Below are 23,758 nucleotides of genomic sequence, written 5' to 3' on the forward strand. Positions count from 1 at the left end.
CATGAACGACGACGTCGAGGGCTACCGCGTCGAGCACGACTCGATGGGCGAGGTACGGGTCCCCGCGCACGCCAAGTGGCGGGCCCAGACCCAGCGTGCGGTGGAGAACTTCCCGGTCAGCGGGCAGCGCCTGGAGCGCGCCCACATCGAGGCGCTGGCCCGGATCAAGGCCGCCGCCGCCACGGTCAACGCCGAGCTCGGCGTGATCGACCGGGACCGGGCCGAGGCGATCGCGGCCGCCGCGGGGGAGGTCGCGGAGGGCCGCTGGGACGACCATTTCCCCGTCGACGTCTTCCAGACCGGCTCCGGCACCTCCTCCAACATGAACGCCAACGAGGTCCTGGCCACCCTGGCCGGCGAGCGGCTCCCGGCCCACCGGGCCGTCCACCCCAACGACCACGTCAACGCCTCGCAGTCGTCCAACGACGTCTTCCCCTCCTCCATCCACATCGCCGCCACCGCCGCCGTCACCCGCGACCTGATCCCCGCCCTCGGCCACCTCGCCGCCGCCCTGGAGCGAAAATCGGCCGATTTCGCGGCGGTCGTGAAGTCCGGCCGTACGCATCTGATGGACGCCACCCCGGTCACCCTGGGCCAGGAGTTCGGCGGCTACGCGGCCCAGGTCAGGTACGGGATCGAACGGCTGCGCGCCTCCCTCCCCCGGCTCGCCGAGCTCCCCCTCGGCGGCACCGCCGTGGGCACCGGCATCAACACCCCGCCCGGCTTCTCGGCCGCCGTCATCGCCGAGCTCGCCCGCGCCACCGGCCTGCCCTTCACCGAGGCACGCGACCACTTCGAGGCCCAGGGCGCCCGGGACGGCCTGGTGGAGACCTCCGGCCAGCTCAGGACCATCGCCGTCTCCCTCACCAAGATCGCCAACGATCTGCGCTGGATGGCCAGCGGTCCCCGCACCGGACTGGCCGAGATCAACCTCCCCGACCTCCAGCCCGGCTCCTCGATCATGCCCGGCAAGGTCAACCCGGTGGTCCCCGAAGCGGTCCTCATGGTCGCCGCCCAGGTCACCGGCAACGACACCACCGTCGCGGTGGCCGGCGCCGCGGGGAACTTCGAGCTCAACGTGATGCTCCCGGTGATGGCCAAGAACCTCCTGGAGTCCGTACGGCTCCTGGCCAACGCCTCCCGGCTGCTCGCCGACCGCACGGTCGACGGGATCACCGCGAACGCGGAGCGCGCCCGCGAGTACGCCGAGTCCTCCCCCTCCGTCGTCACCCCGCTGAACAAGTACATCGGCTACGAGGAGGCCGCCAAGGTCGCCAAGAAGTCCCTGGCCGAGCGGAAGACCATCCGCGAGGTCGTCCTGGAGTCCGGCTACGTGGACCGCGGCGACCTCACCCTCGAACAGCTCGACGAGGCGCTCGACGTGCTGCGCATGACCCGGCCCTGATCCCGTCGTGGCGCAGGCGTGAACCTACGGCGGCCGGCTCATGACTCAACCGTGACCTGTACCGCAGCGCGGGTGGGAGCGCGCCCCTAAGATCTGCGCATGACAGGATCGGACGGCTCGGGCGACTTCCAGCACTGGGCGCCGGGGGAGCACATCCTCTGGCGCTACCGCGGCATCGGCACCGAAGAGGTGCACATCTGCCGGCCGGTGACCGTCGTCCGCGACACCCCGGACCTGCTCGCCGTGTGGATGGCGCCCGGCACCGAGTGCGTCCGGCCGGTGCTCGCCGACGGCACCTCCGTCCACGACGAGCCCCTCGCCACCCGCTACACCGCGCCCCGCACCACCGAGCGCGCCCACTGGGCCGGCAGCGGGGTCCTCAAGCTGGCCCGGCCCGGCGAGCCCTGGTCGGTCTGGCTGTTCTGGGAGCGCGGCTGGCGCTTCCGCAGCTGGTACGTGAACCTGGAGGAACCGCGCCGCCGCTGGGCCGGCGGCGTCGACTCCGAGGACCACTTCCTCGACATCTCCGTCTACCCCGACCGCAGCTGGCTCTGGCGGGACGAGGACGAGTTCGCCCAGGCCCAGTCCTCCGGGCTGATGGACCCGGCCCAGGCCGCCCGGGTGAAGGACGCCGGAGCGGCGGCCGTACGGCTCGTCGAGGAGTGGGGGACGCCCTTCCGGGACGGCTGGGAGGAGTGGCGGCCCGATCCCGCCTGGACCGTCCCCGCCCTGCCGGCGGACTGGGATCGCACTCCGGCGCACACGGCGCCATGAGACCCTTGATGCGCCCCCGGGGTCGAAACGTAGGATCGTCCTCCGCACGGCCGACACCGGGCGGACACGACGTCACCGACCGAACGCAGCGCAGCAACTGACCACACGTCACCGCACGTCATCGATGAGGGGGAGAGCAGTGCCCGAGCTGTGCCCGGCCGCCGCACCCCCCGCCCCTGCCGCCGTCCGCGGATCGTCCGTATCCACCGCGAACACCGCCTCCGAGGGGTTTACCCCCGCCGGAGGCGCGGCATCGGCGAGAAGAGCGAGTGCATCGCACCACCGGCCCGGACGGACGGAATCCCACGCGTGACGGAGCATCCCACCTCCCACGAAGGCCGGCAGCCCCTGGCCGACCGGCCCCAGGAACAGACGCGGCCCCGCCAGGAGGCCGCGCCCGCCGGCCTGCCCTCCGACATCCCCGCACAGCCGACCGCACAGCCGGCAGCGCAGGCCCCCGAGGCTCCGCCGCAGCCCGCGCCGCAGCCGCCCGGGCCCTCCGCGCCGGCGGTCGCCGTCGCCGTCTCCCCCAAGCCCCCGGGCGGGGAGGGCGGCACGGCGCCGACAGCGCGCCGCGAGGGCGACCGGCTGCGGTTCGTCGGCGCCGCGACCCGGCGGATCGCCCGCGGCCTCGACCTGGACGAGATCGTCCTCGGCCTGTGCCGCGCCACCGTGCCCACCTTCTCCGACGAGATCCTCGTCTACCTCCGCGACCCGCTGCCGGTGGGCGACGAGCGTCCGGTGGCGCCCTTCGTGCTGCGCCTGCGCCGCACCGACCGGCTGCGGTTAACGGACCTGGAGGGCGACGAGCTCGTCCTCGTACCCGATCCCGACCCGACCCCCGCGGCCGAACTCTGCGAGGTGCGCTCCGGCAGTGCCCTCTCCGAGGTGCTCCGCGGCGTCCGGCCGGTCTTCGGCGACTCCGCCGCGGCCCGGACGGCCCTCGGTGAACTCCTCGGCCCCGAGCATCCGCTCCCCCGAGGGCTGCGGGCGATACTCGCGCCGCTGCGCGGCCGACGCCGGGTGATCGGCGCCGCCGTCTTCCTGCGGCGCGCCGAACAGCCCGCCTTCGACCCCGACGACCTGCTCGTCGGCGCCCAGCTGGCCACCCACACCGCGCTCGGCATCGACAAGGCGGTGCTGTACGGCCGCGAGGCGTACATCGCCGACGAGCTCCAGCGCACGATGCTGCCCGACTCGCTGCCGCAGCCGACCGGCGTCAAGCTCGCCTCCCGCTACCTCCCGGCCGCCGAGACGGCCCGGGTGGGCGGCGACTGGTACGACGCGATCCCGCTGCCCGGCAGCCGGGTCGCCCTCGTCGTCGGCGACGTCATGGGCCACTCCATGACCTCCGCCGCGATCATGGGCCAGCTGCGCACCACCGCGCAGACCCTGGCCGGCCTCGACCTGCCGCCGCAGGAGGTGCTGCACCACCTCGACGAGCAGGCCCAGCGGCTCGGCGAGAACCGGATGGCGACCTGCCTGTACGCGGTCTACGACCCGGTCTCGCACCGGATCACGGTCGCCAACGCCGGGCATCCCCCGCCGATACTGCTCCACATGGACGGGCACGCCGAGGTGCTGCGGGTGCCCGCGGGCGCCCCGATCGGCGTCGGCGGCGTCGACTTCGAGGCGGTCGAGCTCGACGCCCCGGCCGGCGCGACCCTGCTCCTCTACACGGACGGCCTGGTCGAGTCCCGGCTGCGGGACGTGTGGACCGGGATCGAGCAGCTGCGGGAGCGGCTCGCCGCCGCGGCCCAGCTGACCGGGCCCGACCACGCGCCGCCGCTGGAGGCCCTCTGCGACGACGTGCTCGACATGCTCGGGCCGGGCGACCGGGACGACGACATCGCCCTGCTCGCGGCCCGCTTCGACGGGATCGCGCCGAGCGACGTGGCGTACTGGTTCCTGGAACCGGAGGACGCGGCCCCGGGCCGCGCCCGCCGGCTGGCCCGCCGGGCGCTGGCCCGCTGGGACCTGGAGGAGCTGACGGACTCGGTCGAGCTGCTGATCAGCGAGGTCGTGACCAACGCGGTGCGGTACGCGGAACGGCCGGTCACCCTGCGGCTGCTCAAGACCGACGTCCTGCGCTGCGAGGTCGGCGACGACTCCCCGCAGCTGCCCCGGCAGCGGCGGGCCCGTGACACGGACGAGGGCGGGCGCGGCCTGTTCCTGGTGAACCGGCTGGCACGGCGGTGGGGCGCGACCCGGCTGTCGGGCGGCAAGGTCGTCTGGTTCGAGCTGGCGACGCGGGGCTGATGACGCACTGCCGATGACATGCGGAAGGCCGGTCCCCTCCTGGGGACCGGCCTTCCGCATATGCGGGTGTGTCAGCGGGGCTGCTGGGTGGCGCTGCCGGGTGCGGTGACGCTCTCGTCGCCGCCTCCGCCGCCCCCGCCGGAGTCTCCGCTGCCGTCGTCACCGCCGCCGGGGCCCCCGGTGTCGGGCGGCTGGACGGTCTCCGTGTTCGTCGGCTCCTCGGTGGGTTCCTCGGTCGGCGGCGGCGGGACGGTGGTGGGCTTGTCGGTGGGCGGCGGCGGGACCGTGGCCGTCGAGGTCGTCGGCGGCGGCGGCACGGTGAAGGTGCTGGTCGGCGGGGTCGTCGGCGCCTGCGTCGTCGGCTCTTCGGTGGGCTCGTCGGTCGGGGTCGCGCTGTCCGTGGGGGTCGGCTCGGTGGCGCCGCCACCGCCGCTGCCGCCCTCGGTCTCCAGCTCGAAGCGGGCGTCCGAGCCGCCGTTCAGGGCGCGCTCGGTGTACTCGCCCCAGATCCGGGCCGGGAAGCCGCCGCCGTTGGCGCGGCCGGGCTCGATGGAGTCGGTGAGGGTGACCTGCTGGGCGATCTTGCCGGAGGTGTCCTCGCCGAACAGGGCGACGGCGGTGACCAGTTCGGGGGTGTAGCCGACGAACCAGGCGGACCGGTTGTTCTCGGAGGTGCCGGTCTTGCCGGCGGCCTCGTAGTCGCCCGCGGCGTTGGCGCCGGAGCCGTTCTGGACGACGCCCATCATGGCCTGGGTGACGGTGTCGGCGGCCTCGCGGCTGATGACCTGCTCGCCGGACTGCCGGACGATGTCGACCTGGCGGTCGCGGTGCTGGATCTCCTTGACGACGGCGGGGGTGACCTTCTTGCCGTGGTTGTCGAGGGTGGCGTAGGCGCCGGCCATGTCGAGGGTGGAGGCGCCCATGGTGCCGAGCGACATGGCGGGCGTGGTGCCGAAGTCCTGGCCGTCCTTCATGCCGAGGGCGAGGGCGGTCTTCTTGGTCTTGGCGGGGCCGACGTCGACGATCATCTGGGCGTAGACCGAGTTGATCGAGCTGTTGGTGGCCTTCTGGACGGTGACGGAGCCGTACGAGCGGTCGTTCTCGTTCTGCGGGGCGAATTCGATGTCGCTGCCGACGACCTCGCGCCTGCTGTCGCCGTCATAGACGGTGTTCAGGCCGATCTCGCGGCCGTCCTGGGTGACCGACTGGTTGTCGATGGCGGAGGCGAGGACGATCGGCTTGAAGGTGGAGGCGGGCTGGAAGTCGCGCCGGGTGGCGTTGGACATCCAGTGCTCGGTGGCGCCTATGCCGCCGTACATCGCGACGACCGCGCCGGTCTTCGGGTCGACGGAGGTGGCGCCGGCCTGGACGGTGGCGGCCTTCTTGTCGCCCTTGCGGTCGATCTTGTCCTCAAGGCGCTTGTCGACGGCCGCGACGAGGTCCTTCTGCTTCTGCTCGTCGATGTTGAGGGTGATCGTCCAGCCGCCGGCCTTGATGTCCTCCTCGCTGACGCCCTGGCGCATCAGCTCCTGGTTCGCCGCCTCGACGAGGTATCCGGTCTGGCCCTCCATGCCGGGGAGCGGCTTGGGCTCCCTCGGGGCGGGGAACTTCATGCCCGCCCGCTCGGTCGGGGAGAGCCAGCCCTCCTCGACCATGTTGTCGAGGACGTAGTGCCAGCGGTCCTCGACGAGCTTGCGGCCGGTGGCGTTGGCGGAGGTCCAGTCGTACTGGTTGGGGGCCTGGAGCAGCGCGGCGAGGTAGGCGCCCTGCGCGGTGGTGAGCTTCGAGGCGTCGGTGCCGTAGTACGAGCGGGCGGCGGCCTGGATGCCGTACGCGGAGCGGCCGTAGTAGCTGGTGTTGATGTAGCCGGCGAGGATCTCGCTCTTGGTCATCTCCTGGTCGACCTTGACGGCGATGACCATTTCCTTGAGCTTGCGGGTCGCCGTCTGGTCCTGGCTCAGGTAGAAGTTCTTGACGAACTGCTGGGTGATCGTGGAGCCGCCCTGCTTGCCCTTGCCGGTGAGGGTGTTCCAGGCGGCGCGGGTGGTGCCCTTGATGTCGACGCCGTTGTCGTTGTAGAAGGTCTTGTTCTCGGCGGCGACGAAGGCCCGCTGGACGGGGAGCGGGATCTTCTCCAGGCCCACGATCTCGCGGTTGATCTCGCCGGTGCGGGCGAGGATCTTGCCGTTGGAGTACTTGTAGATGTTGCTCTGCATGGTCGCCTCGGCGTTGGCCGTGGGCACGGGGACCAGCAGGTAGACGGTGTAGAGACCGCCCATGCCGAGCAGGCAGACCACGAAGAAGGTGCCCAGTATCTTCTTCCAGGTGAAGAGGCGGCGTATGCCCCGTTTCTTCGCCTTCTTCTCGGGTCGGCCCATGTGTCGCGTCGCTCCGCTCGTCGTGTGTCCCGTCGTCCCCGGCCCGGCGAGGCGCCGGATCAGCTCAGCAAGCTAACACCGACAGTGCGGACATAGGACAACCGATCACGTCTTTTCAGGACGTGAGAATCAGCACCCACCCCCAGGGGAACCGACGTTCCGGAGGGCGTGATGGTTGCGTGAAGGACCGGTTCCGTTTCGGTGCGCGCCGTCTCCCCGCCCCCTCGCCGCCCCCTCCCCGCCCTCTCCCCTCCCTCTCTCCGCCCTCCCTCCGTGATGCCACCCGGCTATACAACGTGCGTATACACCCCGTGTACAGTGGCGCCATGTCCATCGGTCACACCCTTCTCGGCCTCCTCGAGACAGGCCCGCGCCACGGTTACGACCTCAAGCGCGCCTTCGACGAGCGGTTCGGCCACGACCGGCCGCTCCACTACGGCCAGGTCTACTCGACGATGTCCCGCCTCCTGAAGAACGGCCTCGTCGTCGTCGAGGGCATCGAGCCCGGCGGCGGCCCCGAACGCAAGCGGTACGCGATCACCGACGCCGGCATCACCGACGTCGCCGACTGGCTCGCGACGCCCGAGAAGCCGGAGCCGTACCTCCAGTCCACGCTCTACACCAAGGTCGTCCTCGCCCTGATGACCGGCCGCGGGGCCGCCGAGCTGCTCGACACCCAGCGCGCCGAGCACCTGCGCCTGATGCGCGAGCTCACCCGCCGCAAGAAGGACGGCGACCTCGCCGACCAGCTCATCTGCGACCACGCCCTCTTCCACCTGGAGGCCGACCTGCGCTGGCTGGAGCTGACGGCCGCCCGGCTCGACCGGCTCGCCGAGGAGGTCCGCCGATGACCGCCGCGCCTCTCCTCAGGGCCGCCGGACTGTCCAAGGCGTACGGCTCCACCCCCGCGCTCTCCGGTGCGGACTTCGCCCTGCGCGCGGGGGAGGTCGTCGCCGTCATGGGCCCCTCCGGCTCCGGCAAGTCGACCCTGCTGCACTGCCTCGCCGGCATCGTCCGCCCGGACGCGGGCACCCTCACCTACGACGGGCGCGACCTCACCGCCCTCTCCGACACCGCGCGCAGCGCCCTGCGCCGTACCGACTTCGGCTTCGTCTTCCAGTTCGGCCAGCTCGTGCCCGAGCTGACCTGCGCGGAGAACGTGGCCCTGCCGCTCCGGCTGAACGGCGAGAAGCGGAAGGCCGCCGAGGCCCGCGCCGTCGAGTGGATGGCCCGCCTGGAGGTCGACGACACCGCGGGCAAGCGCCCCGGCGAGATCTCCGGCGGCCAGGGCCAGCGGGTCGCCGTCGCCCGCGCCCTCGTCACCGCCCCGCGCGTGATCTTCGCCGACGAGCCGACCGGCGCCCTCGACTCGCTCAACGGCGAGCGCGTGATGCGGCTGCTCACCGACGCCTCCCGGGACACCGGCGCCGCCGTCGTCCTCGTCACCCACGAGGCCCGCGTCGCCGCCTGGTCCGACCGCGAGGTCGTCGTCCGCGACGGCTCGGTCCGCGACACGGAGTGGGCCGCGTGAACCCGCGCGTCTGGGCCCGCGACCTCGCGCTCGGCGCCCGCTTCGCCACCACCGGAGGCCGCTCCGGAGTGCTCCGTACACTGCTCACCGCGGCCGGCGTCGGCTTCGGCGTGGCCCTGCTGCTCCTCGCCTCCTCGCTGCCGAACATGCTCTTCCAGCGGGAGGTCAGGGAGGCGGCCCGCGCGCCCGACGCCAGTCAGAGGATGATCGAGGAGCCCGGCCCGGGGACCTTCCTCCACTACACCCAGCACAGCTCCTACCGGGGCACCGGCCTCACCGGCCTCCTGCTCAAGCCGGAGGACGCGAAGCCCGCCGTGCCGCCCGGCACGGACGGGGTGCCCGCCGCGGGCGGGATGCTGGTCTCCCCCGCCCTCGGCCGGCTGCTCGACTCCCCCGACGGCGCCCTCCTCAAGGAACGCCTGCCGTACAAGGTCGTGGGGACGATCGGCGAGGCCGGGCTGATCGGCCCGAACGAGCTGCGGTACGTCGCCCACGCCCCGTTCCTCACCACCGACAACTACGACGGGCGCGGGGTGCGCTACGGCTGGTCGGTGCCCGAGGAGCCGATGAACGCCTTCCTGCTCCTCCTCGTCGTCATCGCCTATGTGGTGCTGCTGCTGCCGGTGCTCGTCTTCATCGCCACCGCCGCCCGCTTCGGCGGCGAGCAGCGCGACCGGCGGCTCGCCGCGCTCCGGCTGGTCGGCGCGGACAACGCCACGACCCGGCGGGTCGCGGCCGGCGAGTCGCTCGCGGGCGCCCTGCTCGGCCTGGTCGTCGGCGCCGGACTCTTCCTGGTCGCCCGGCAGTTCGCCGGGGCCGTCGAGATCTGGGACGTCAACGCCTTCCCGGGCGACGTCGTCCCGTACACCCTCCTGGCGCTGCTGGTCCTCGCCGTGGTGCCGGTCGCCTCGGTCGTGGTCACCCTCCTCGCCCTGCGCGGGGTGGCGATCGAGCCGCTGGGCGTGGTGCGGGACTCCACCCCGCGCCGCCGCCGGCTGTGGTGGCGGCTGCTGATCCTCGCGGCGGGCGCCGCGCTGCTCGTCCCGACGGTCGGCGGCATCCGGATGGAGGACACCGCCATCGACACCGCCACCATCGGCTCCGGCACCGTCCTCGTCCTGATCGGCCTGACCGGTCTGCTGCCGTGGCTGGTCGAGGCGGCGGTGAAACGGCTGCGCGGCGGCCCGGTCTCCTGGCAGCTCGCGGTGCGCCGGCTCCAGCTGTCCAGCGGCACCGCGGCCCGCGCGGTCAGCGGCATCGTGGTCGCGGCGGCCGGGGCGATCGCGCTCCAGATGCTCTTCCAGGCGATGGAGCGGGACTTCACCTCGAACACCGGCCACGACACCACCCGGGCCCAGCTCCAGACCACGCTGGACGCCCGGGACGGCGACGAGGCCCGCCGGACCATCGACCGGCTCTCCGCAGTCGAGGGCGTCACCGGAGTGATCGGCACCACCGACGCGCACGTCTTCCGGCCCGGTCCACTGAAGCCGGGCGAGGAGTTCGCCCCGATCACCGCGCTCTCCGTCGGCGACTGCTCCTCGCTGCGCGAGTACGCCGTGCTGCCCTCCTGCGCGGACGGGGACGTCTTCGTCGTCCTGCCGCCGAAGGGCGCGACCGACGCCCCGGACGCCGACTGGATCAAGGAGACCGCCCGCCCCGGCGCCCAGGTCGCGCTCCGCGACCCCGTCGAGCACAAGGGGACCGTGCCGCTGTGGCGGATCCCCGCCGACACCCGGACCGTGACGGCCCGCCCCGACCCGGCAGGCATGCACCGCTACGGCGTCCTCGCCACCCCGAAGGCCATCGACGCGGCCCGCCTGGAGGACCCTCAGGCCGAGGTGATGGTCCGGTTCGACCCGGCCGTCCCCGACGCCCCCGAGCTGGTACGGAACGCGGCCCTGGCGATCGACCCGACCGCCACCGTCCGCGGGCTGAGCGACACCGAGCAGTCCTCCCGCTTCCTCAGCGTCCGCACCGGCATCCTCGTCGGCTCCACCCTGACGATGCTGCTCGTCGCGGCCTCGCTGCTGGTCGCGACCCTGGAACAGCTGCGGGACCGCAAGCGGCTGCTCTCCTCCCTGGTCGCCTTCGGCACCCGCCGCACCACCCTCGGCTGGTCGGTGCTGTGGCAGACGGCGGTGCCCATCACCGTCGGCCTGACCCTCGCGGTCGCGGGCGGCCTCGGCCTCGGCCTGGTGCTCCTGGCGATGACCGGCCAGCGGGTGCAGGACTGGTGGGTCTTCCTGCCGATCGTCGGCGTCGGCGCCTCGCTGATCGCGGCGGTCACGCTGCTCAGCCTGCCGCTGCTGTGGCGGCTGATGCGCGCGGACGGCCTGCGCACGGAGTAACCCGCCGAGCGGGTGTACGAGGCGGGTGTACGCGCCACGGGGCGCGGGTTCCCGGCACCGGGGGGTGTCGGGAGCCCGCGCCCCGTCCGCGTACGAGAAGCGCCGCCGGTTCAGGTGCCCGCGCCCAGCACCCGTACGGGAAGCGCCTCCAGCTCCTCGCGCAGGGCCTCGGCCAGCTCCTCGAACTCGGACTGGCGGGCCGCTCCGGCGCGCATCGCTAGGGCGACCCGGCGCGTGGGCGCGGGGGCGGTGAAGGAGCCCGTGCACAGGGCGGTGTTGCGGGCGGTCTCGACGGTGACGGCGGTGCGCGGCAGCAGGGTCACGCCGAGGCCGCCGGCCACCAGTTGGACCAGGGTCGACAGCCCGGCCGCGGTGGTGGTGACCTCGGCGCCGTCCTCCCGTCCGGCCTCGCGGCAGACGTCGAGGGCCTGGTCGCGCAGGCAGTGCCCCTCGTCGAGGAGGAGCAGCCGCAGTTCCTTGAGGGCCTCGCGCGGGATGTCGTCCCGCCCGGCCAGCGGGTGCCCCTGCGCGGTGACCAGCACGAAGTCCTCGTCGAAGAGCGGGAGCTCGGTGACCCCGGGCACGCCGAGCGGCACGGCGAGGAGCAGCAGGTCGAGGCGGCCGGCGGCCAGTCCCTCCAGGAGGGAGGAGGTCTGCTCCTCGTGGACCTGGAGGTCGAGGTCGGGGTAGCGGCGGTGGGTCAGGCGCAGCACGGCCGGCAGCAGGTAGGGCGCGACGGTCGGGATGACGCCGAGGCGGAGCGCCCCGGTGAAGGGGGCGCGGGCGCCCTCCGCCTCGTCCATCAGCTCGGCGACGGCGTCGAGCACGGCCCGGGCGCGGACCGCGAGCCGCTCCCCGGCGGGCGAGAGCAGCACCTTGCGGGTGGTCCGCTCCAGGAGCTGGACACCGAGTGCCTCTTCGAGTGCCGAAACCGCGCCCGAGAGCGCGGGCTGGCTCATGCCGATGGCGGCCGCCGCGTCCCGGAAGTGCAGATGCTCGGCGACCGCCGCGAAGGCTCTGAGCTGGGAAAGGCTGGGCTGCTTGGCGCGCTGGGGGCCGTGCGGGGGGCTGTAGGGGGAAGCCACTGATAACCACCTTCGATCAACACGACCCACTCTAGCTATTTCCCTGATCAATGCACTGCGTGCCATGCTGTGATCCGTCCAACCCCTCACGGAAGCCCCCAAAAGGGACCCTTCCACTCTGCAAGGAGAGCGCGTGCTCACTGTCGGTGACCAGTTCCCCACCTACGACCTGACCGCCTGCGTGTCGCTGGAGAGCGGCAAGGAGTTCGCGCAGATCGACCACAAGTCCTACGAGGGCAAGTGGCGCGTGGTGTTCTTCTGGCCGAAGGACTTCACCTTCGTCTGCCCGACCGAGATCGCCGCCTTCGGCAAGCTGAACGACGAGTTCGCCGACCGTGACGCCCAGATCCTCGGCGTCTCCGGCGACTCCGAGTTCGTCCACCACGCCTGGCGCAAGGACCACGCCGACCTGCGTGACCTGCCCTTCCCGATGCTCGCCGACTCGAAGCACGAGCTCATGAGCGACTGCGGCGTGCGCGGCGAGGACGGCTTCGCCCAGCGCGCGGTCTTCATCGTGGACCCGAACAACGAGATCCAGTTCACCATGGTGACCGCCGGCTCCGTCGGCCGTAACCCCAAGGAGGTCCTGCGGGTCCTCGACGCCCTCCAGACCGACGAGCTCTGCCCCTGCAACTGGAACAAGGGCGAGGACACCCTCGACGCCGGCGCGCTCCTGGCCGGTGAGTGAGCATGGCCCTCGATGAGCTGAAGTCCGCCATACCGGACTTCGCCAAGGACCTGAAGCTGAACCTCGGCTCGGTCATCGGCAACAGCGAGCTGCCGCAGCAGCAGCTCTGGGGCACCGTCCTCGCCTGCGCGATCGCCTCGCGCTCGCCGAAGGTGCTCAAGGAGCTGGAGCCCGAGGCGCAGGCGAACCTGAAGCCCGAGGCGTACCAGGCCGCCAAGTCCGCCGCCGCCATCATGGCGATGAACAACGTCTTCTACCGGACCCGGCACCTGCTGTCGGACCCCGAGTACGGGACGATGCGGGCCGGTCTGCGGATGAACGTCATCGGCAACCCGGGCGTCGAGAAGGTCGACTTCGAGCTCTGGTCGCTCGCCGTCTCCGCGATCAACGGCTGCGGCCAGTGCCTGGACTCGCACGAGCAGGTCCTGCGCAAGGCCGGCGTCGACCGCGAGACCGTGCAGGAAGCGGTCAAGATCGCCGCGGTGATCCAGGCGGTCGCCGTCACCCTGGACGCGGAAGCCGTCCTCGCCGAGTAACCGGCGCGTAGTGACATGGGAAGGGCCCCGGAGCCGAGTGCTCCGGGGCCCTTTCCCGTGCCCGAGCTACTTCCTGAGCGCCGCGAGCAGCGCGAGGGCGTCCTGGGTCATCGGGACGTCGATGCCGGAGAGGTCCGGCGCGCCCTCGGCGACGGCCACGCCCTCCTCGGTCTCGTAGTAGCTGCGGTAGACGTCGATCTGCACGACCGCCTGCCCGTCGAGCACCCGCAGCGACCCGCCGTCCTCGCCCCGGTCGCCGAAGAACGCCTGCTCGCCGACGCCGGCGATCGGCACGATCAGGTCCTCCTGCTTGGCGCGCGCGGCGAACTCCGCCCCGGGGTCGGTCTCCTTGTGCAGGGTGTACCGGATCTCGACGCTCTGCATGGTGTCGTCCTCGCCGAAACTGGACGAGCAGGAGCTCTCGCTCAGCGCCGGCTCGTCGAGGAAGGGCCCGGGACCCGTGCCGGCCGGGTCGCCGAGGACCATCGCCAGGCCCTTCAGCTCGGCCCGCTCGCACAGCTCCTCGACGGCCTCGTACCCGCCCAGGTCGACGCCCTCGCTCTGCCGGCCGCTGTCGTACGCGTACAGTCCCGCTCCCCACACCGCCGAGGCGACCGCCGCGCCGCCGAGCGCCCACAGCCAGGGGCGGCGGGCCCGCGGCGGGCGCGGCTCCCGCGCCTCGGTCAGCAGCTCGGCGGTCTCGAAGGGGGCGCCGCCCACCAGTTCGGGCTCGGATATCACGCCTGCCCCTTCCGCTCCGGCGAGCCGGGCGCCGGTGTCGGGGCCACCTCGAAGGCGGTCGCGCCGCGCGGCTCGGGGGCGCTGAGCAGCGCCGGTTCGTGACTCCACGCCTTCAGGTAGCCGACGACGGTGTTGGCGACCGCGACGAGCGGGACGGCGACGACGGCGCCGCCGATGCCGGCGGTCAGACCGCCCGCGGCGACCGCGAGGACCACGGCCAGCGGGTGGACGCGGACGGCCCGGCCGAGGATGAACGGCTGGAGGACGTGGCCCTCGATCTGCTGCACGGCGAGGACCACCACGAGCACCATCAGCGAGGTGAACACGCCGTTGGTGACGAGGGCGACCAGCACGGCGAGCGCGCCGGAGATGACGGCACCGACGAGCGGGATGAAGGCGAAGAGGAAGATGAAGACGGCGAGCGGGACCGCCATCGGCACGTCGAGGAAGTAGAGGCCGAGGCCGATGAAGACCGCGTCGATGAGGGCGACCAGGACGGTGCCGCGCACATAGGCGGTGAGGGTGCGCCAGGCGCGCGGACCCGCACCGGCGACCCCGGGACGGGCCTGCGCCGGGACGAGCTTGAGCGTCCACTCCCAGACCTTCTTCCCGTCGTACAGCAGGAAGAGGGTGGAGAACATGGCGAGCAGGATGCCCGTCATGGTCTCGACGATCACGGTCACGCCCTGGAGTCCGACGGAGGTGATCTGCTCGGCGTTGGAGCCGATGGTGTCGCTGAGGTTCTTCGCGATGTCGTTGATCTGGCGCTCGGTCACGTGGAAGGGGCTGTCCAGGAGCCAGCGCTTGAGCTCCTCGATGCCGTCCCTGACCCGGTCGGTGAGGTTGTCGATGTTGTCCATCACCTGCCAGACCACGAACCAGCCGACCAGCCCCATCACGACGAAGCCGGCGGTGGCGGTGAGGGCGGTGGCGAGCCCGCGCGGCACGCCCATGGACCGCAGCCGGGCGACGGTCGGCTGGAGCAGCGCGGTCACCAGGAGCGCGGCGACGAAGGCGAGGACGACGAGCTGGACGGAGCTGATGACCCGCATCAGCACCCAGACCGTGCCCGCCAGGACGAGCAGCCGCCAGCCTGCCTCGGCGGCGACCCTTATCCCCCACGGGATGGCGGAGACCGGATCGGGCCGGGCGGGGACGTCGGGGGCGTACGCCGGCGGCGCGGGGACGACGACGACCGCCCCGGCGGCCTCACCGGCGGCGGCGGAGGCATCGGGAGAGCCTGCCGCTGAACCGGGCGCGGAGCCGTCGGCGGGCCCGGCGGCCGGGCCACCGGAAGGTTTCTCCTCGGGCGGTGCCTCCGGAGCGGGCGTCACCGGCCGCTCGTACGGTGCTCCGTCCGGCCCGCGCCGTTCGGCCTCGGCGCGCCGGGCGTCCAGCTCCGTCCCGATGCGGCTGATGCCCTCGCCGAGTCGGCTCAGCCATCCTGGCAGTCTCGACATCTCGTTCCTCTTCCCCCCGTTCGGTCCCTGGCAACCTACACGCAGGAAGCCCCGCACCGTAGGACGGTGCGGGGCTCCCCGGGGTTGAGCGCGCGCCGGGCTAGTACCAGCGGTTGGCCTGCCAGAACGACCAGGCGCCACAGGGGCTGCCGTAGCGGCCGTTCATGTAGCTGAGGCCCCACTTGATCTGCGTGGCGGGGTTGCTCTGCCAGTCGGCGCCGGCCGAGGACATCTTGGTGCCCGGCAGCGCCTGGACGAGTCCGTAGGCGCCGGAGGACGGGTTCTGCGCCCGGTAGTTCCAGCCGGACTCGTGGTCCACGATGTTGCTGAAGCACTGGAACTGCGAGGACGGGATCATCTGGCGGGCGATCGCCTTGACCTCGGAGATCGAGTACGAGCCCTGCGCGGAGAAGCTGGACGCGTCGCGGACGCTGTCGCGACTGGCGCGCTCGGCCGCCTCCTTCTCGCGGGCCTCGCGCTCCGCGCGCTCCTCGGCTTCCTTCTTCTCCTGCTCGGCCTTCTCGTCCGCGGCCTTCTTCTTGGCCTCGGCGTCCTTGGCGGCCTTGAAGCGGGCGGCCTCCTCGGCGCCCTTGCGGGCGGAGGCGTCCGCGGCGGCGGCCTGGACGTCGGCCTGCTCCGCGAGGGAGGCGACCTGTACCTGCGCCTGCGCGCCGGCGGGGATGTCCGCGAGCAGCGTGCTGTCGGCCGCGGCGGCCTCGAAGTTGTCGTCAGAGGTGGCCTGGGCGGCGTTGCCCGTGGCAACTCCGACGACGGCGCCGACGGTGGTGACCGCGGTGGCAGACGCCACCGCGAATCCCCGGACCGAGATCCGGCTCACACGGTTTCCTTCCAACATCACCCGCAGCGGTGACCACGCGGGCGAAATCGTGCCCCTCGCGCTGGTCTTCGTCGTACCGGGTCACAGAAGACACGGGCCCGTGGTGCTGTGGGCGGCATACGGCGACGTTTGTGGAGTTGTGCGGTGCTGTGTGCGCCGTCGAACGGATCGAGGGTGCACGGGTGCCGTATGCGGGGCCTGACGGAAGCAAGACTCTGCCGGACGCGGACGCCGCAAGGCAATTCCGTGTTGCGTGTGAAAGCTCACACCTCACCAGTCCCCGGTGTTTTCACGGATGTCGGGGACATGGGGGCGCCGCCCGGCTAAGCTCCTGCGCTTCGCCGGGCGGCGCCAACTCCCGTACGGGAGCCAATGGGTACAAGCCGGATGCCTGCTCCTTACAGGTGTCCGTCCTCCAGCATCTCGGTCACGAGGGCCGCGATCTGGGACCGCTCGGAGCGGGTCAGGGTGACGTGGGCGAAGAGCGGATGCCCCTTCAGCTTCTCGACCACGGCGACGACTCCGTCGTACCGCCCCACCCGCAGGTTGTCCCGCTGGGCGACGTCATGGGTGAGAACCACCCGTGAATTCGCCCCGATTCGGGACAGAACGGTCAACAGGACGTTCCGCTCCAGGGACTGGGCCTCGTCGACGATGACGAAGGCGTCGTGGAGCGAGCGGCCCCGGATGTGGGTGAGCGGAAGGACCTCCAGCATCCCCCGGGACAGCACCTCCTCGATCACCTCGCGGCCCGCGACCGACGAGAGCGTGTCGAAGACCGCCTGCGCCCAGGGGCTCATCTTCTCCGACTCGCTGCCCGGCAGATAGCCGAGGTCCTGGCCGCCGACCGCGTACAGCGGACGGAAGACCATCACCTTCTGGTGCTGCCGGCGCTCCAGGACCGCCTCCAGGCCCGCGCAGAGCGCGAGCGCCGACTTGCCGGTGCCGGCCCGGCCGCCCATCGAGATGATCCCGACCTCCGGGTCGAGGAGCAGGTCGAGCGCGATCCGCTGCTCGGCGCTGCGGCCCCGGATCCCGAACGCCTCCCGGTCGCCGCGGACCAGCCGCACGTTCCCGTCCGCGCCGACCCGACCGAGCGCCTTGCCGCGCTCGGACTGGAGCACGAGACCGGTGTGCACGGGCAGCTCGGACGCCTCCGGCACGTACAGCCGCTCCTGGTCGTACAGGAGGTCGATCTGCTCGGCGGAGAGGCCGAGCTCGGACATCCCGGTCCACCCGTTGGTGTCCGTGATGGCCAGTTCGGCCCGGTACTCCTCGGCGAGCAGGCCCACCGAGGACGCCTTGATCCGCAGCGGCAGGTCCTTGGACACCACCGTGACGTCGTACCCCTCCGCCTGGAGGTTGCGCGCGACGGCGAGGATCCGGGAATCGTTGTCGCCCAGCCGGTAGCCGGCCGGCAGGACGCCGGGGTCGGAGTGGTTGAGCTCGACCCGCAGCGTACCGCCGAGATCCCCGATGGGCAGGGGGGCGTCGAGACGTCCGTACCGGACCCGGAAGTCGTCCAGCAGGCGCAGCGCCTGGCGGGCGAAGTAGCCGAGTTCGGGGTGGTGCCTCTTCGCCTCCAGCTCGGTCACCACCACGATGGGGAGCACGACCTCGTGCTCCTCGAAGCGGGACATCGCCTTGGGGTCGGCGAGCAGGACGCTGGTGTCGAGAACATAGGTGCGCCGGTCGGAAAGGCGGCGCTTCGTGCTGGTCACCACGGAAGGACAGACCCCCTCAGAAGACCCGTATGAGGCCGGGGTGCGACGGAATCACCGTTGTCGCTGCGGAATGGGACCGGGATCGGACCGCCCTGCGCGGGCCGAACACCGGCCCTCCGCTTCTCCCGTACGTGTCCCGCACGGTCGTCCTGGTGCAAGGGGCCTCCCGGGTGGCGGTCTCCGTGCCGCTCACTTCACCAGGTTTATGCCCTCGAACACTCCCCGCCATGCCACGGCATATGACGGCGTGTTCATGAACGTGCGGTGACTCCCCCGGGACCGGGGACCTCAGGAGCCGTAGCGCCGGTGCCGGGCGGCGTAGTCGCGCAGCGCGCGCAGGAAGTCGACCTTGCGGAAGGCCGGCCAGTGGACCTCGCAGAAGTAGTACTCGGAGTGCGCGCTCTGCCACAGCATGAAACCGGACAGGCGCTGCTCACCGCTGGTGCGGATCACCAGGTCCGGGTCGGGCTGCCCGCGCGTGTACAGGTGCTCCGAGATGAGGTCGATGGAGACGGTCTCGGCCAGCTCCTCGAAGCTGGTGCCGCGCTCGGCGTGGTCCAGGAGGAGGGAGCGGACGGCGTCCGCGATCTCCTGCCGGCCGCCGTAGCCGACGGCGACGTTGACCAGTATCCCGGCGTTGCGGCGGGTGGACTCCTCGGCCTCCTTGAGGACCGTCTGGGTCCTGGCCGGCAGCAGGTCCATGGTGCCCACGTGGTGGACCCGCCAGCGCCCGTCGGAGGCGAGCGCCTTCACCGCGCCCTCGATGATGCCGAGCAGCGGGACGAGCTGCTCCTCGGGGCGGTTCAGGTTGTCCGTGGAGAGCATCCAGAGCGTGACGACCTCGACGTCGGTCTCCGCGCACCAGCCGAGCAGCTCGCGGATCTTGTCGGCGCCGGCCTTGTGTCCCTGCTCGGGGGTCCCGCCGGACGCCTTGGCCCAGCGACGGTTGCCGTCGAGGATGACCCCGATGTGCTTGGGCACCTGATCGTGGTCGAGTCGGCCTTCCACCCGGCGTGCGTAGAGCCCGTACACCAGGTCGCGCAGGTTCACTGTTCTTAACCCCTCCATGGGCGGGCGGTTCGCAAGCCGCCACACTACTGCGGTCGGATGAAGGGTCCCAGTCCGGGCGTGTCACAAGTCCCCACGGGAGTGTCACAAGTCCGTGATAAGCAGAGATACGTGACTGATTCCCCCCTCTACCGCGCCGCCGCGGAGCGCTACGAGTCCATGGAGTACCGCCGCTCGGGCCGCAGCGGGCTCAAGCTCCCCGCCGTCTCCCTCGGCCTCTGGCACAACTTCGGCGACGACCGCACGCTCGACTCGCAGCGGGCGATCCTGCGCCGCGCCTTCGACCTCGGCGTCACCCACTTCGACCTGGCGAACAACTACGGCCCGCCGCCCGGCTCGGCCGAGCTGAACTTCGGCAAGATCTTCGCCCAGGACTTCGCGCCCTACCGGGACGAGCTGATCGTCTCGACCAAGGCCGGCTACGAGATGCACCCCGGCCCGTACGGCGAGTGGGGCTCCCGCAAGTACCTGCTGTCCTCGCTCGACGCCTCCCTGAAGCGGATGGGCCTCGACTACGTCGACATCTTCTACTCGCACCGCTTCGACCCGGAGACCCCGCTGGAGGAGACCATGGGGGCGCTCGCCTCCGCGGTCCGGCAGGGCAAGGCGCTGTACGTCGGCGTCTCCTCGTACAACGCGGAGCAGACCGCCGAGGCCGCGCGCCTGCTGAAGGAGATGGGCGTCCCGGCCCTGATCCACCAGCCCTCGTACTCGATGATCAACCGCTGGACCGAGGACGACCGCCTGCTCGACACCCTGGAGACGGCCGGCATGGGCTGCATCTCCTTCGTGCCGCTCGCCCAGGGCCTGCTCACGAACAAGTACCTGAAGGGCGTCCCGGAGGGCTCGCGCGCCACCCAGGGCAAGTCCCTCGACCCGAACCTGCTCTCCGACGAGGTGCTGCGCCGGCTGCGCGGCCTCGCGGACATCGCCGAGCGGCGCGGGCAGTCGCTGGCGCAGCTCGCTCTGAAGTGGGTGCTGCGGGACGAGCGGATGACCTCGGCGCTGATCGGCGCGTCGAGCGTCGGGCAGCTGGAGGAGAACGTGGCGGCCCTGGCCTCCGCGCCGCTGACGGACGAGGAGCTGAAGGAGATCGACTCCTTCGCCGTCGACACGGCGGGCACCAACATCTGGGCCGGCCGGGGCTGAGCCCCCCTCCCCGGAGAGCGGGGAAAGAAAAACGGGCCGGTCCGTGGGGGGGATACGGACCGGCCCGAGGGGGGGGTTCCACCATAACCCTTCGATAGTCGGGCCGCGCGCCACGTGCGCCGAACGAAGCGGCCCGATTTCCCCGGATCCCAGGCGGCACAAGGGCTCCGGGCCCCTGTGGCGGTTTTGCGCCCCGGCGTGGCGGCGGACTTCCGTCCCTCCCACGGGGGAACGCCCCCGACCGGCGCCACGTTGACGACCCGCCTGGTGGACGCGGGTGGAGTGGCGCTCCGCGACCGGCCGGTGGCGGAGCGGAGGCGGCCGGTCCGCCGGTTCAGGGCGCGGCGGTGAAGGCGCCGAGGGCGAGTCCCAGGAGGGCGCCGCCGAGCATGAAGGGGCCGAAGGGGATCGCCGAGGAGCGGCCCGCCCGGCCGGTCAGGACGCGCCCGAAGCCGTAGCCCGCGCCGAGCAGGAAGCCCAGGAAGGCGCCGGCGAAGAGGACGCCCCAGCCGTACCAGCCGAGCGCGGCGCCCAGCGGCAGGGCGAGCTTCACGTCGCCGAAGCCGAGCCCCTGCGGGCTGATCAGGTGCAGCGCCAGATAGCCGCCGCCGAGGGCGAGGGCCCCGAGCAGGGCGTGCGACCAGGACCCGGCGTCGTACGGGAGGAGTTCCGCGGCCCCCAGCAGCAGCGGTACGGCGAGCGCGAGCGGCAGGGTCAGCCCGTCCGGCAGCCGCTGCACGCGGACGTCGACGCACGCGAGCAGCACCCCGAAGGGCGCGGCCAGCAGCCACACCGCGAGCTCGGGCCGGGGCCCGCCGGTGGCGGCGGCCAGCAGCGCGCAGACGAGCGCGGTCAGCACCGGCACAGCGGACGGCACCGGCGTCGTCGCGCACCCGGCGCGCCCCGGCCCGCCGAGCCAGCCGCGCGCCGGCCCCGCGAGCCGGTGCCCCGCCGGGCACAGCTCCCGCCACGGCTCCTCGGGCTCCACGGACAGCCGGTACGCGGCCCGCGGCACGAGCAGCCCGACGGCGGCGCCCCAGAGGGCGGCGAGAACGATCAGCGAGGCGTACACGGGCCGACCCTAGGTCTAAGGTCGGGGCCATGGGGCGGAGTTGGCGGGACGGGGCGGGAACGCTGGTGGTGCCGGGCGGGGCGGCGGTGCCGGTGGAGATCGCGGCCTCGTACCGCGCCCGGCGGCGCGGTCTGCTCGGCCGGGACGGCATCACCGGCGCGATGCTCCTGACCCCGGCGAACAGCGTCCACACCTTCGGCATGCGCTTCCCGATCGACGTCGCCTACCTCGACCGCCACCTGCGCGTCCTCGCGTCGGTCACCATGCCCCCCGGCCGCCTCGGCCTGCTCCGCCCCCGCGCCCGCCACGTCCTGGAGGCGGAGGCGGGCGCGCTGGCGGGGTGGGGGGTACGGGCGGGGGTGCGGGTGACGGTCACGGCGGGCCTGGACGGGAGCCCCGGGGTCACGGCGGGCCCGGGCCCAGGAGAGTGAGGGCGCCGTAGGTGGCGGAGGCCAGGGCCAGCCCGGCGAGGATCGCGGCGGCGGGGCCGGTACGGAGGCGGGCGAGGGCGGCGGCGGGCGGGAGGAGCAGGCCGAACGCGGGCATCATCAGGCGCGGACGGGAGCCGAAGTACGCGGCGCCGACGAGCGACACCACGACGACGCCGACCGTGTAGACGAGCAGCGGCAGCGGCTGGCGCTGCCGGACGCAGAGCACGACCAGCCACGCCAGGAGCGCGAGGGCCGCGCACAGGCCGAGCGCCGCCGGCCAGGGCAGCGAGGCGATGAAACGCGCGAGGGCGACGCCCCCGTCGATGGAGTTCCCCCACGCCGCCTGGACGTCGAAGTACGCGGTGGCGCTCGACTCGCGGACGCCGACGTACACGACGTGACCGAGCCAGCCGAGCGGCGCGAGCAGCACCCCGGCGACCGTCCGCCAGGGCAGCCGCCGGTCCCTGACCAGGGCCACGAGGGCGGTGACGCCGAGCGCGGCGATCAGCGCGGCGGCGGTCGGCCGGGTGAGCCCCGCGCACGCGCAGAGCAGCCCGGCGAGGATCCAGCGCCCGCGCAGCACCGCGTACAGCGACCACGCGGCGAGCGCGGTGAACAGCGTCTCCGTGTACGCCATCGACTGCACGAACGCGGTCGGGTACGCGCCCCACAGCACGGCCAGCACGATCCCGGCGCGCGCGGAGACGACGTGCTCGCCGCACCGGAAGATGCCCCAGGCCGCGGCGAGGGAGGCGGTCCAGGAGACCAGCAGTCCGGCGCCGGCCGCGTCGAGCGGCAGGACGGCGGCCAGGGCCCGCTCCAGGGCGGGGAGCAGCGGGAAGAACGCCAGGTCGGAGTGGACGTCGCCGTTCGGGAGCGTGACCTGGTACCCGTACCCGTGCTCGGCGATCCGCACGTACCAGACCGAGTCCCAGCGCCCGCTCAGCCGGTGGAAGCCGTCCTTGCCGGTCGCGGCGGCGGCGACGGCGAGGACGGCGAGCCCGAGGACCCGGGTGACGGCGTAGCCGCCGAGGGCGAGGAGGAGCGGGGAACGGCCGGTCGGCGGGGTCGGCGGAGCGGGACGGGGCGGAGCGGGTCGGGGCGGAGCGGGTCGGGACGGCGCGGGCATGCGGTCGATTATCCCGGGGCGCTCCGGCGCCCCGTCCGGGGTCCTAGCCGAGGAGGTGGAAGAGCGCGGCGGCGCCCGCGAGGACCAGCAGCCCGATGCCCACGAGCTGCCAGATGCGGCGCCCGGACCGCAGGGGGAGGACACGGGGTGCGGTGGGGCCGGGGATCACGACGTACACGCGGTGGCGGTGGTCGATGTGGGTGACGCGGGCGAGCGACAGGTGGCGCAGGCCGATGCGCCGGCCGACCTCACCGGCGTGGACCTGGAGCCGGGGCTTCAGGTAGGCGGCGACCTTCTCGTCGGTGTCGTCCGCCGGGACGGCCTCCTCGCCCTCGGCGTCGACGCGGCCCCAGGCGTCGGACTCGTTCGTCCACCCGAAGGCCCGGCCCGACAGCCCGGAGGACTCCTTGAGCTCGTCGACGAGCGGCGTCCGGGCGATGACCCCCTCGGTCCACCGCACGAACCTGCCGGTGCCCCCGCAGAAGTCGTGGTCCACCGTGCCCTTCCGCCGGCAGTCGGGGCAGGGGCGGAAGCCGGTGGCGCCGCACTCCGGGCACTTCCTCTTGCCGAGGCCCCGGCACTTCGGGCACGCCACGTCCTCGGCCCCGCAGGGCCGGCAGCGGACGCGCGCCGTCTGCTCCCCCTCCGGCCGCGCGGCGGCCTCGCGGGCGCGGGTGCCGGTGCCGTCGCAGCTCAGACAGCAGTCGATCCCCGCGCACGCCTCGCACGGCGTGTACTTCCGGCACACCAGGTCCCCGCCGCCCTGGCAGCGCTCGCAGTGCCGCCGTCCGTTCGTGCAGCCCGTGCACACCTGGGGGTCCACCGAGCCGCGCCGCACCAGGCGCAGGGTCGAGCCGGCCTCGGGGTCGTCGGGGGCGGGTATCGGGTGCCGGTCCAGGTCGACGTCGTACTCGGGCAGGGCCGACAGGTCGCGGGCGCCCTTGTGGAAACGCTGCGTCTCCTTGCGGGTCTCCATGCAGCGGACGATCCTGCCCTCGACGAGGAGGTGCCGGGTGATCCGGGCGCCCTGGGCGGGGAAGTACGCCCCGTCTCCCCCGAGGCTGCGCCGCACCGCCGCCAGGACGTCGTCATCGCTCAGCACGCTCGCGCCTCCCCGGCACCGTGACTGTCACCTTCGG

At 72.7% G+C, this 23,758-nt stretch carries 20 protein-coding genes; 10 read left to right on the forward strand and 10 right to left on the reverse strand.

Annotated elements, in window-relative coordinates; all coding sequences use genetic code 11:
• Window position 1: 1 nt before the first annotated feature.
• The 3 genes from ACFXMG_RS34140 (at window position 2) to ACFXMG_RS34150 (ending at window position 4,438) form a co-directional block, all read left to right on the forward strand.
• Window positions 2-1,405: a class II fumarate hydratase gene (locus tag ACFXMG_RS34140; protein ID WP_383821665.1), complete on the forward strand. Its 1,404-nt coding sequence runs from the start codon at window positions 2-4 to the stop codon at window positions 1,403-1,405.
• 99 nt (window positions 1,406-1,504) lie between these two features.
• Entirely contained in the window at window positions 1,505-2,179 is a 675-nt protein-coding gene (locus ACFXMG_RS34145; protein WP_383821668.1) for a DUF402 domain-containing protein, read from the forward strand.
• A gap of 309 nt (window positions 2,180-2,488) precedes the next feature.
• Window positions 2,489-4,438, forward strand: coding sequence for a SpoIIE family protein phosphatase (locus tag ACFXMG_RS34150; RefSeq protein WP_383821671.1), 1,950 nt, complete (start codon window positions 2,489-2,491; stop codon window positions 4,436-4,438).
• 71 nt (window positions 4,439-4,509) lie between these two features.
• Here ACFXMG_RS34150 and ACFXMG_RS34155 read toward each other — a convergent pair whose 3' ends face one another.
• Window positions 4,510-6,816: a transglycosylase domain-containing protein gene (locus ACFXMG_RS34155; RefSeq protein WP_383824126.1), complete on the reverse strand. Its 2,307-nt coding sequence runs from the start codon at window positions 6,814-6,816 to the stop codon at window positions 4,510-4,512.
• Between the two features lie 326 nt (window positions 6,817-7,142).
• Here ACFXMG_RS34155 and ACFXMG_RS34160 point away from each other — a divergent pair, with 326 nt between their 5' ends.
• The 3 genes from ACFXMG_RS34160 to ACFXMG_RS34170 are packed head-to-tail and all read left to right on the forward strand — an operon-like array spanning window position 7,143 to window position 10,698.
• Window positions 7,143-7,667, forward strand: a complete 525-nt coding sequence (locus tag ACFXMG_RS34160) for a PadR family transcriptional regulator (RefSeq protein ID WP_383824129.1) — start codon at window positions 7,143-7,145, stop codon at window positions 7,665-7,667.
• Entirely contained in the window at window positions 7,664-8,347 is a 684-nt protein-coding gene (locus ACFXMG_RS34165; RefSeq protein WP_383824132.1) for an ABC transporter ATP-binding protein, read from the forward strand. Before ACFXMG_RS34160 ends, ACFXMG_RS34165 begins: the two co-directional genes overlap by 4 nt.
• Window positions 8,335-10,698: an ABC transporter permease gene (locus ACFXMG_RS34170; protein WP_383824135.1), complete on the forward strand. Its 2,364-nt coding sequence runs from the start codon at window positions 8,335-8,337 to the stop codon at window positions 10,696-10,698. The genes ACFXMG_RS34165 and ACFXMG_RS34170 overlap by 13 nt, the downstream gene beginning before the upstream one ends.
• A gap of 110 nt (window positions 10,699-10,808) precedes the next feature.
• Here the strand turns inward: ACFXMG_RS34170 and ACFXMG_RS34175 are convergent, their stop codons facing one another.
• Window positions 10,809-11,783 carry a LysR substrate-binding domain-containing protein gene (locus tag ACFXMG_RS34175; RefSeq protein ID WP_383824138.1) on the reverse strand — a complete coding sequence of 325 codons (975 nt, stop codon included), beginning with the start codon at window positions 11,781-11,783 and terminating at the stop codon, window positions 10,809-10,811.
• Window positions 11,784-11,916: 133 nt separating this feature from the next.
• Between ACFXMG_RS34175 and ACFXMG_RS34180 the strand changes: the two genes are divergently transcribed.
• On the forward strand, window positions 11,917-12,471 hold the full coding sequence (locus ACFXMG_RS34180) for a peroxiredoxin (protein ID WP_362472773.1): 555 nt from the start codon (window positions 11,917-11,919) through the stop codon (window positions 12,469-12,471).
• A gap of 2 nt (window positions 12,472-12,473) precedes the next feature.
• On the forward strand, window positions 12,474-13,007 hold the full coding sequence (locus tag ACFXMG_RS34185) for an alkyl hydroperoxide reductase (RefSeq protein WP_383824141.1): 534 nt from the start codon (window positions 12,474-12,476) through the stop codon (window positions 13,005-13,007).
• Between the two features lie 66 nt (window positions 13,008-13,073).
• Here ACFXMG_RS34185 and ACFXMG_RS34190 read toward each other — a convergent pair whose 3' ends face one another.
• The 5 genes from ACFXMG_RS34190 to ACFXMG_RS34210 all read right to left on the reverse strand — a co-directional run bounded on the left by ACFXMG_RS34190 (window position 13,074) and on the right by ACFXMG_RS34210 (window position 18,820).
• The gene (locus tag ACFXMG_RS34190; RefSeq protein ID WP_383824143.1) at window positions 13,074-13,748 is read right to left on the reverse strand and encodes a hypothetical protein; all 675 of its coding nucleotides are present in this window, start codon (window positions 13,746-13,748) and stop codon (window positions 13,074-13,076) included.
• The gene (locus ACFXMG_RS34195; protein ID WP_383824146.1) at window positions 13,745-15,208 is read right to left on the reverse strand and encodes an AI-2E family transporter; all 1,464 of its coding nucleotides are present in this window, start codon (window positions 15,206-15,208) and stop codon (window positions 13,745-13,747) included. Before ACFXMG_RS34195 ends, ACFXMG_RS34190 begins: the two co-directional genes overlap by 4 nt.
• A 100-nt stretch (window positions 15,209-15,308) precedes the next feature.
• Window positions 15,309-16,046: a transglycosylase SLT domain-containing protein gene (locus tag ACFXMG_RS34200; RefSeq protein ID WP_383824149.1), complete on the reverse strand. Its 738-nt coding sequence runs from the start codon at window positions 16,044-16,046 to the stop codon at window positions 15,309-15,311.
• A gap of 398 nt (window positions 16,047-16,444) precedes the next feature.
• Window positions 16,445-17,770 (reverse strand): PhoH family protein, encoded by a 1,326-nt coding sequence (locus ACFXMG_RS34205; protein WP_383824152.1) that lies wholly within the window; start codon window positions 17,768-17,770, stop codon window positions 16,445-16,447.
• A gap of 288 nt (window positions 17,771-18,058) precedes the next feature.
• Window positions 18,059-18,820, reverse strand: a complete 762-nt coding sequence (locus tag ACFXMG_RS34210) for an isoprenyl transferase (RefSeq protein WP_383824154.1) — start codon at window positions 18,818-18,820, stop codon at window positions 18,059-18,061.
• A gap of 129 nt (window positions 18,821-18,949) precedes the next feature.
• On the opposite strand from ACFXMG_RS34210, the gene mgrA reads away from it, so the two are divergent.
• Complete coding sequence (gene mgrA / locus ACFXMG_RS34215) at window positions 18,950-19,987, forward strand: L-glyceraldehyde 3-phosphate reductase (RefSeq protein WP_383824157.1); 1,038 nt, start codon at window positions 18,950-18,952, stop codon at window positions 19,985-19,987.
• A 334-nt stretch (window positions 19,988-20,321) separates the two neighbouring features.
• Here mgrA and ACFXMG_RS34220 read toward each other — a convergent pair whose 3' ends face one another.
• Entirely contained in the window at window positions 20,322-21,059 is a 738-nt protein-coding gene (locus ACFXMG_RS34220; protein WP_383824160.1) for a prepilin peptidase, read from the reverse strand.
• A 29-nt stretch (window positions 21,060-21,088) separates the two neighbouring features.
• Between ACFXMG_RS34220 and ACFXMG_RS34225 the strand changes: the two genes are divergently transcribed.
• Complete coding sequence (locus ACFXMG_RS34225; RefSeq protein ID WP_383824163.1) at window positions 21,089-21,490, forward strand: DUF192 domain-containing protein; 402 nt, start codon at window positions 21,089-21,091, stop codon at window positions 21,488-21,490.
• Here the strand turns inward: ACFXMG_RS34225 and ACFXMG_RS34230 are convergent.
• Window positions 21,462-22,619, reverse strand: coding sequence for a hypothetical protein (locus ACFXMG_RS34230; protein ID WP_383824165.1), 1,158 nt, complete (start codon window positions 22,617-22,619; stop codon window positions 21,462-21,464). The genes ACFXMG_RS34225 and ACFXMG_RS34230 overlap by 29 nt on opposite strands.
• Window positions 22,620-22,662: 43 nt before the next feature.
• The gene (locus ACFXMG_RS34235; protein ID WP_383824168.1) at window positions 22,663-23,721 is read right to left on the reverse strand and encodes a hypothetical protein; all 1,059 of its coding nucleotides are present in this window, start codon (window positions 23,719-23,721) and stop codon (window positions 22,663-22,665) included.
• Between the last annotated feature and the right edge of the window lie 37 nt (window positions 23,722-23,758).

This window comes from Streptomyces sp. NPDC059201, assembly GCF_042754585.1.
GTDB lineage: Bacteria > Actinomycetota > Actinomycetes > Streptomycetales > Streptomycetaceae > Streptomyces.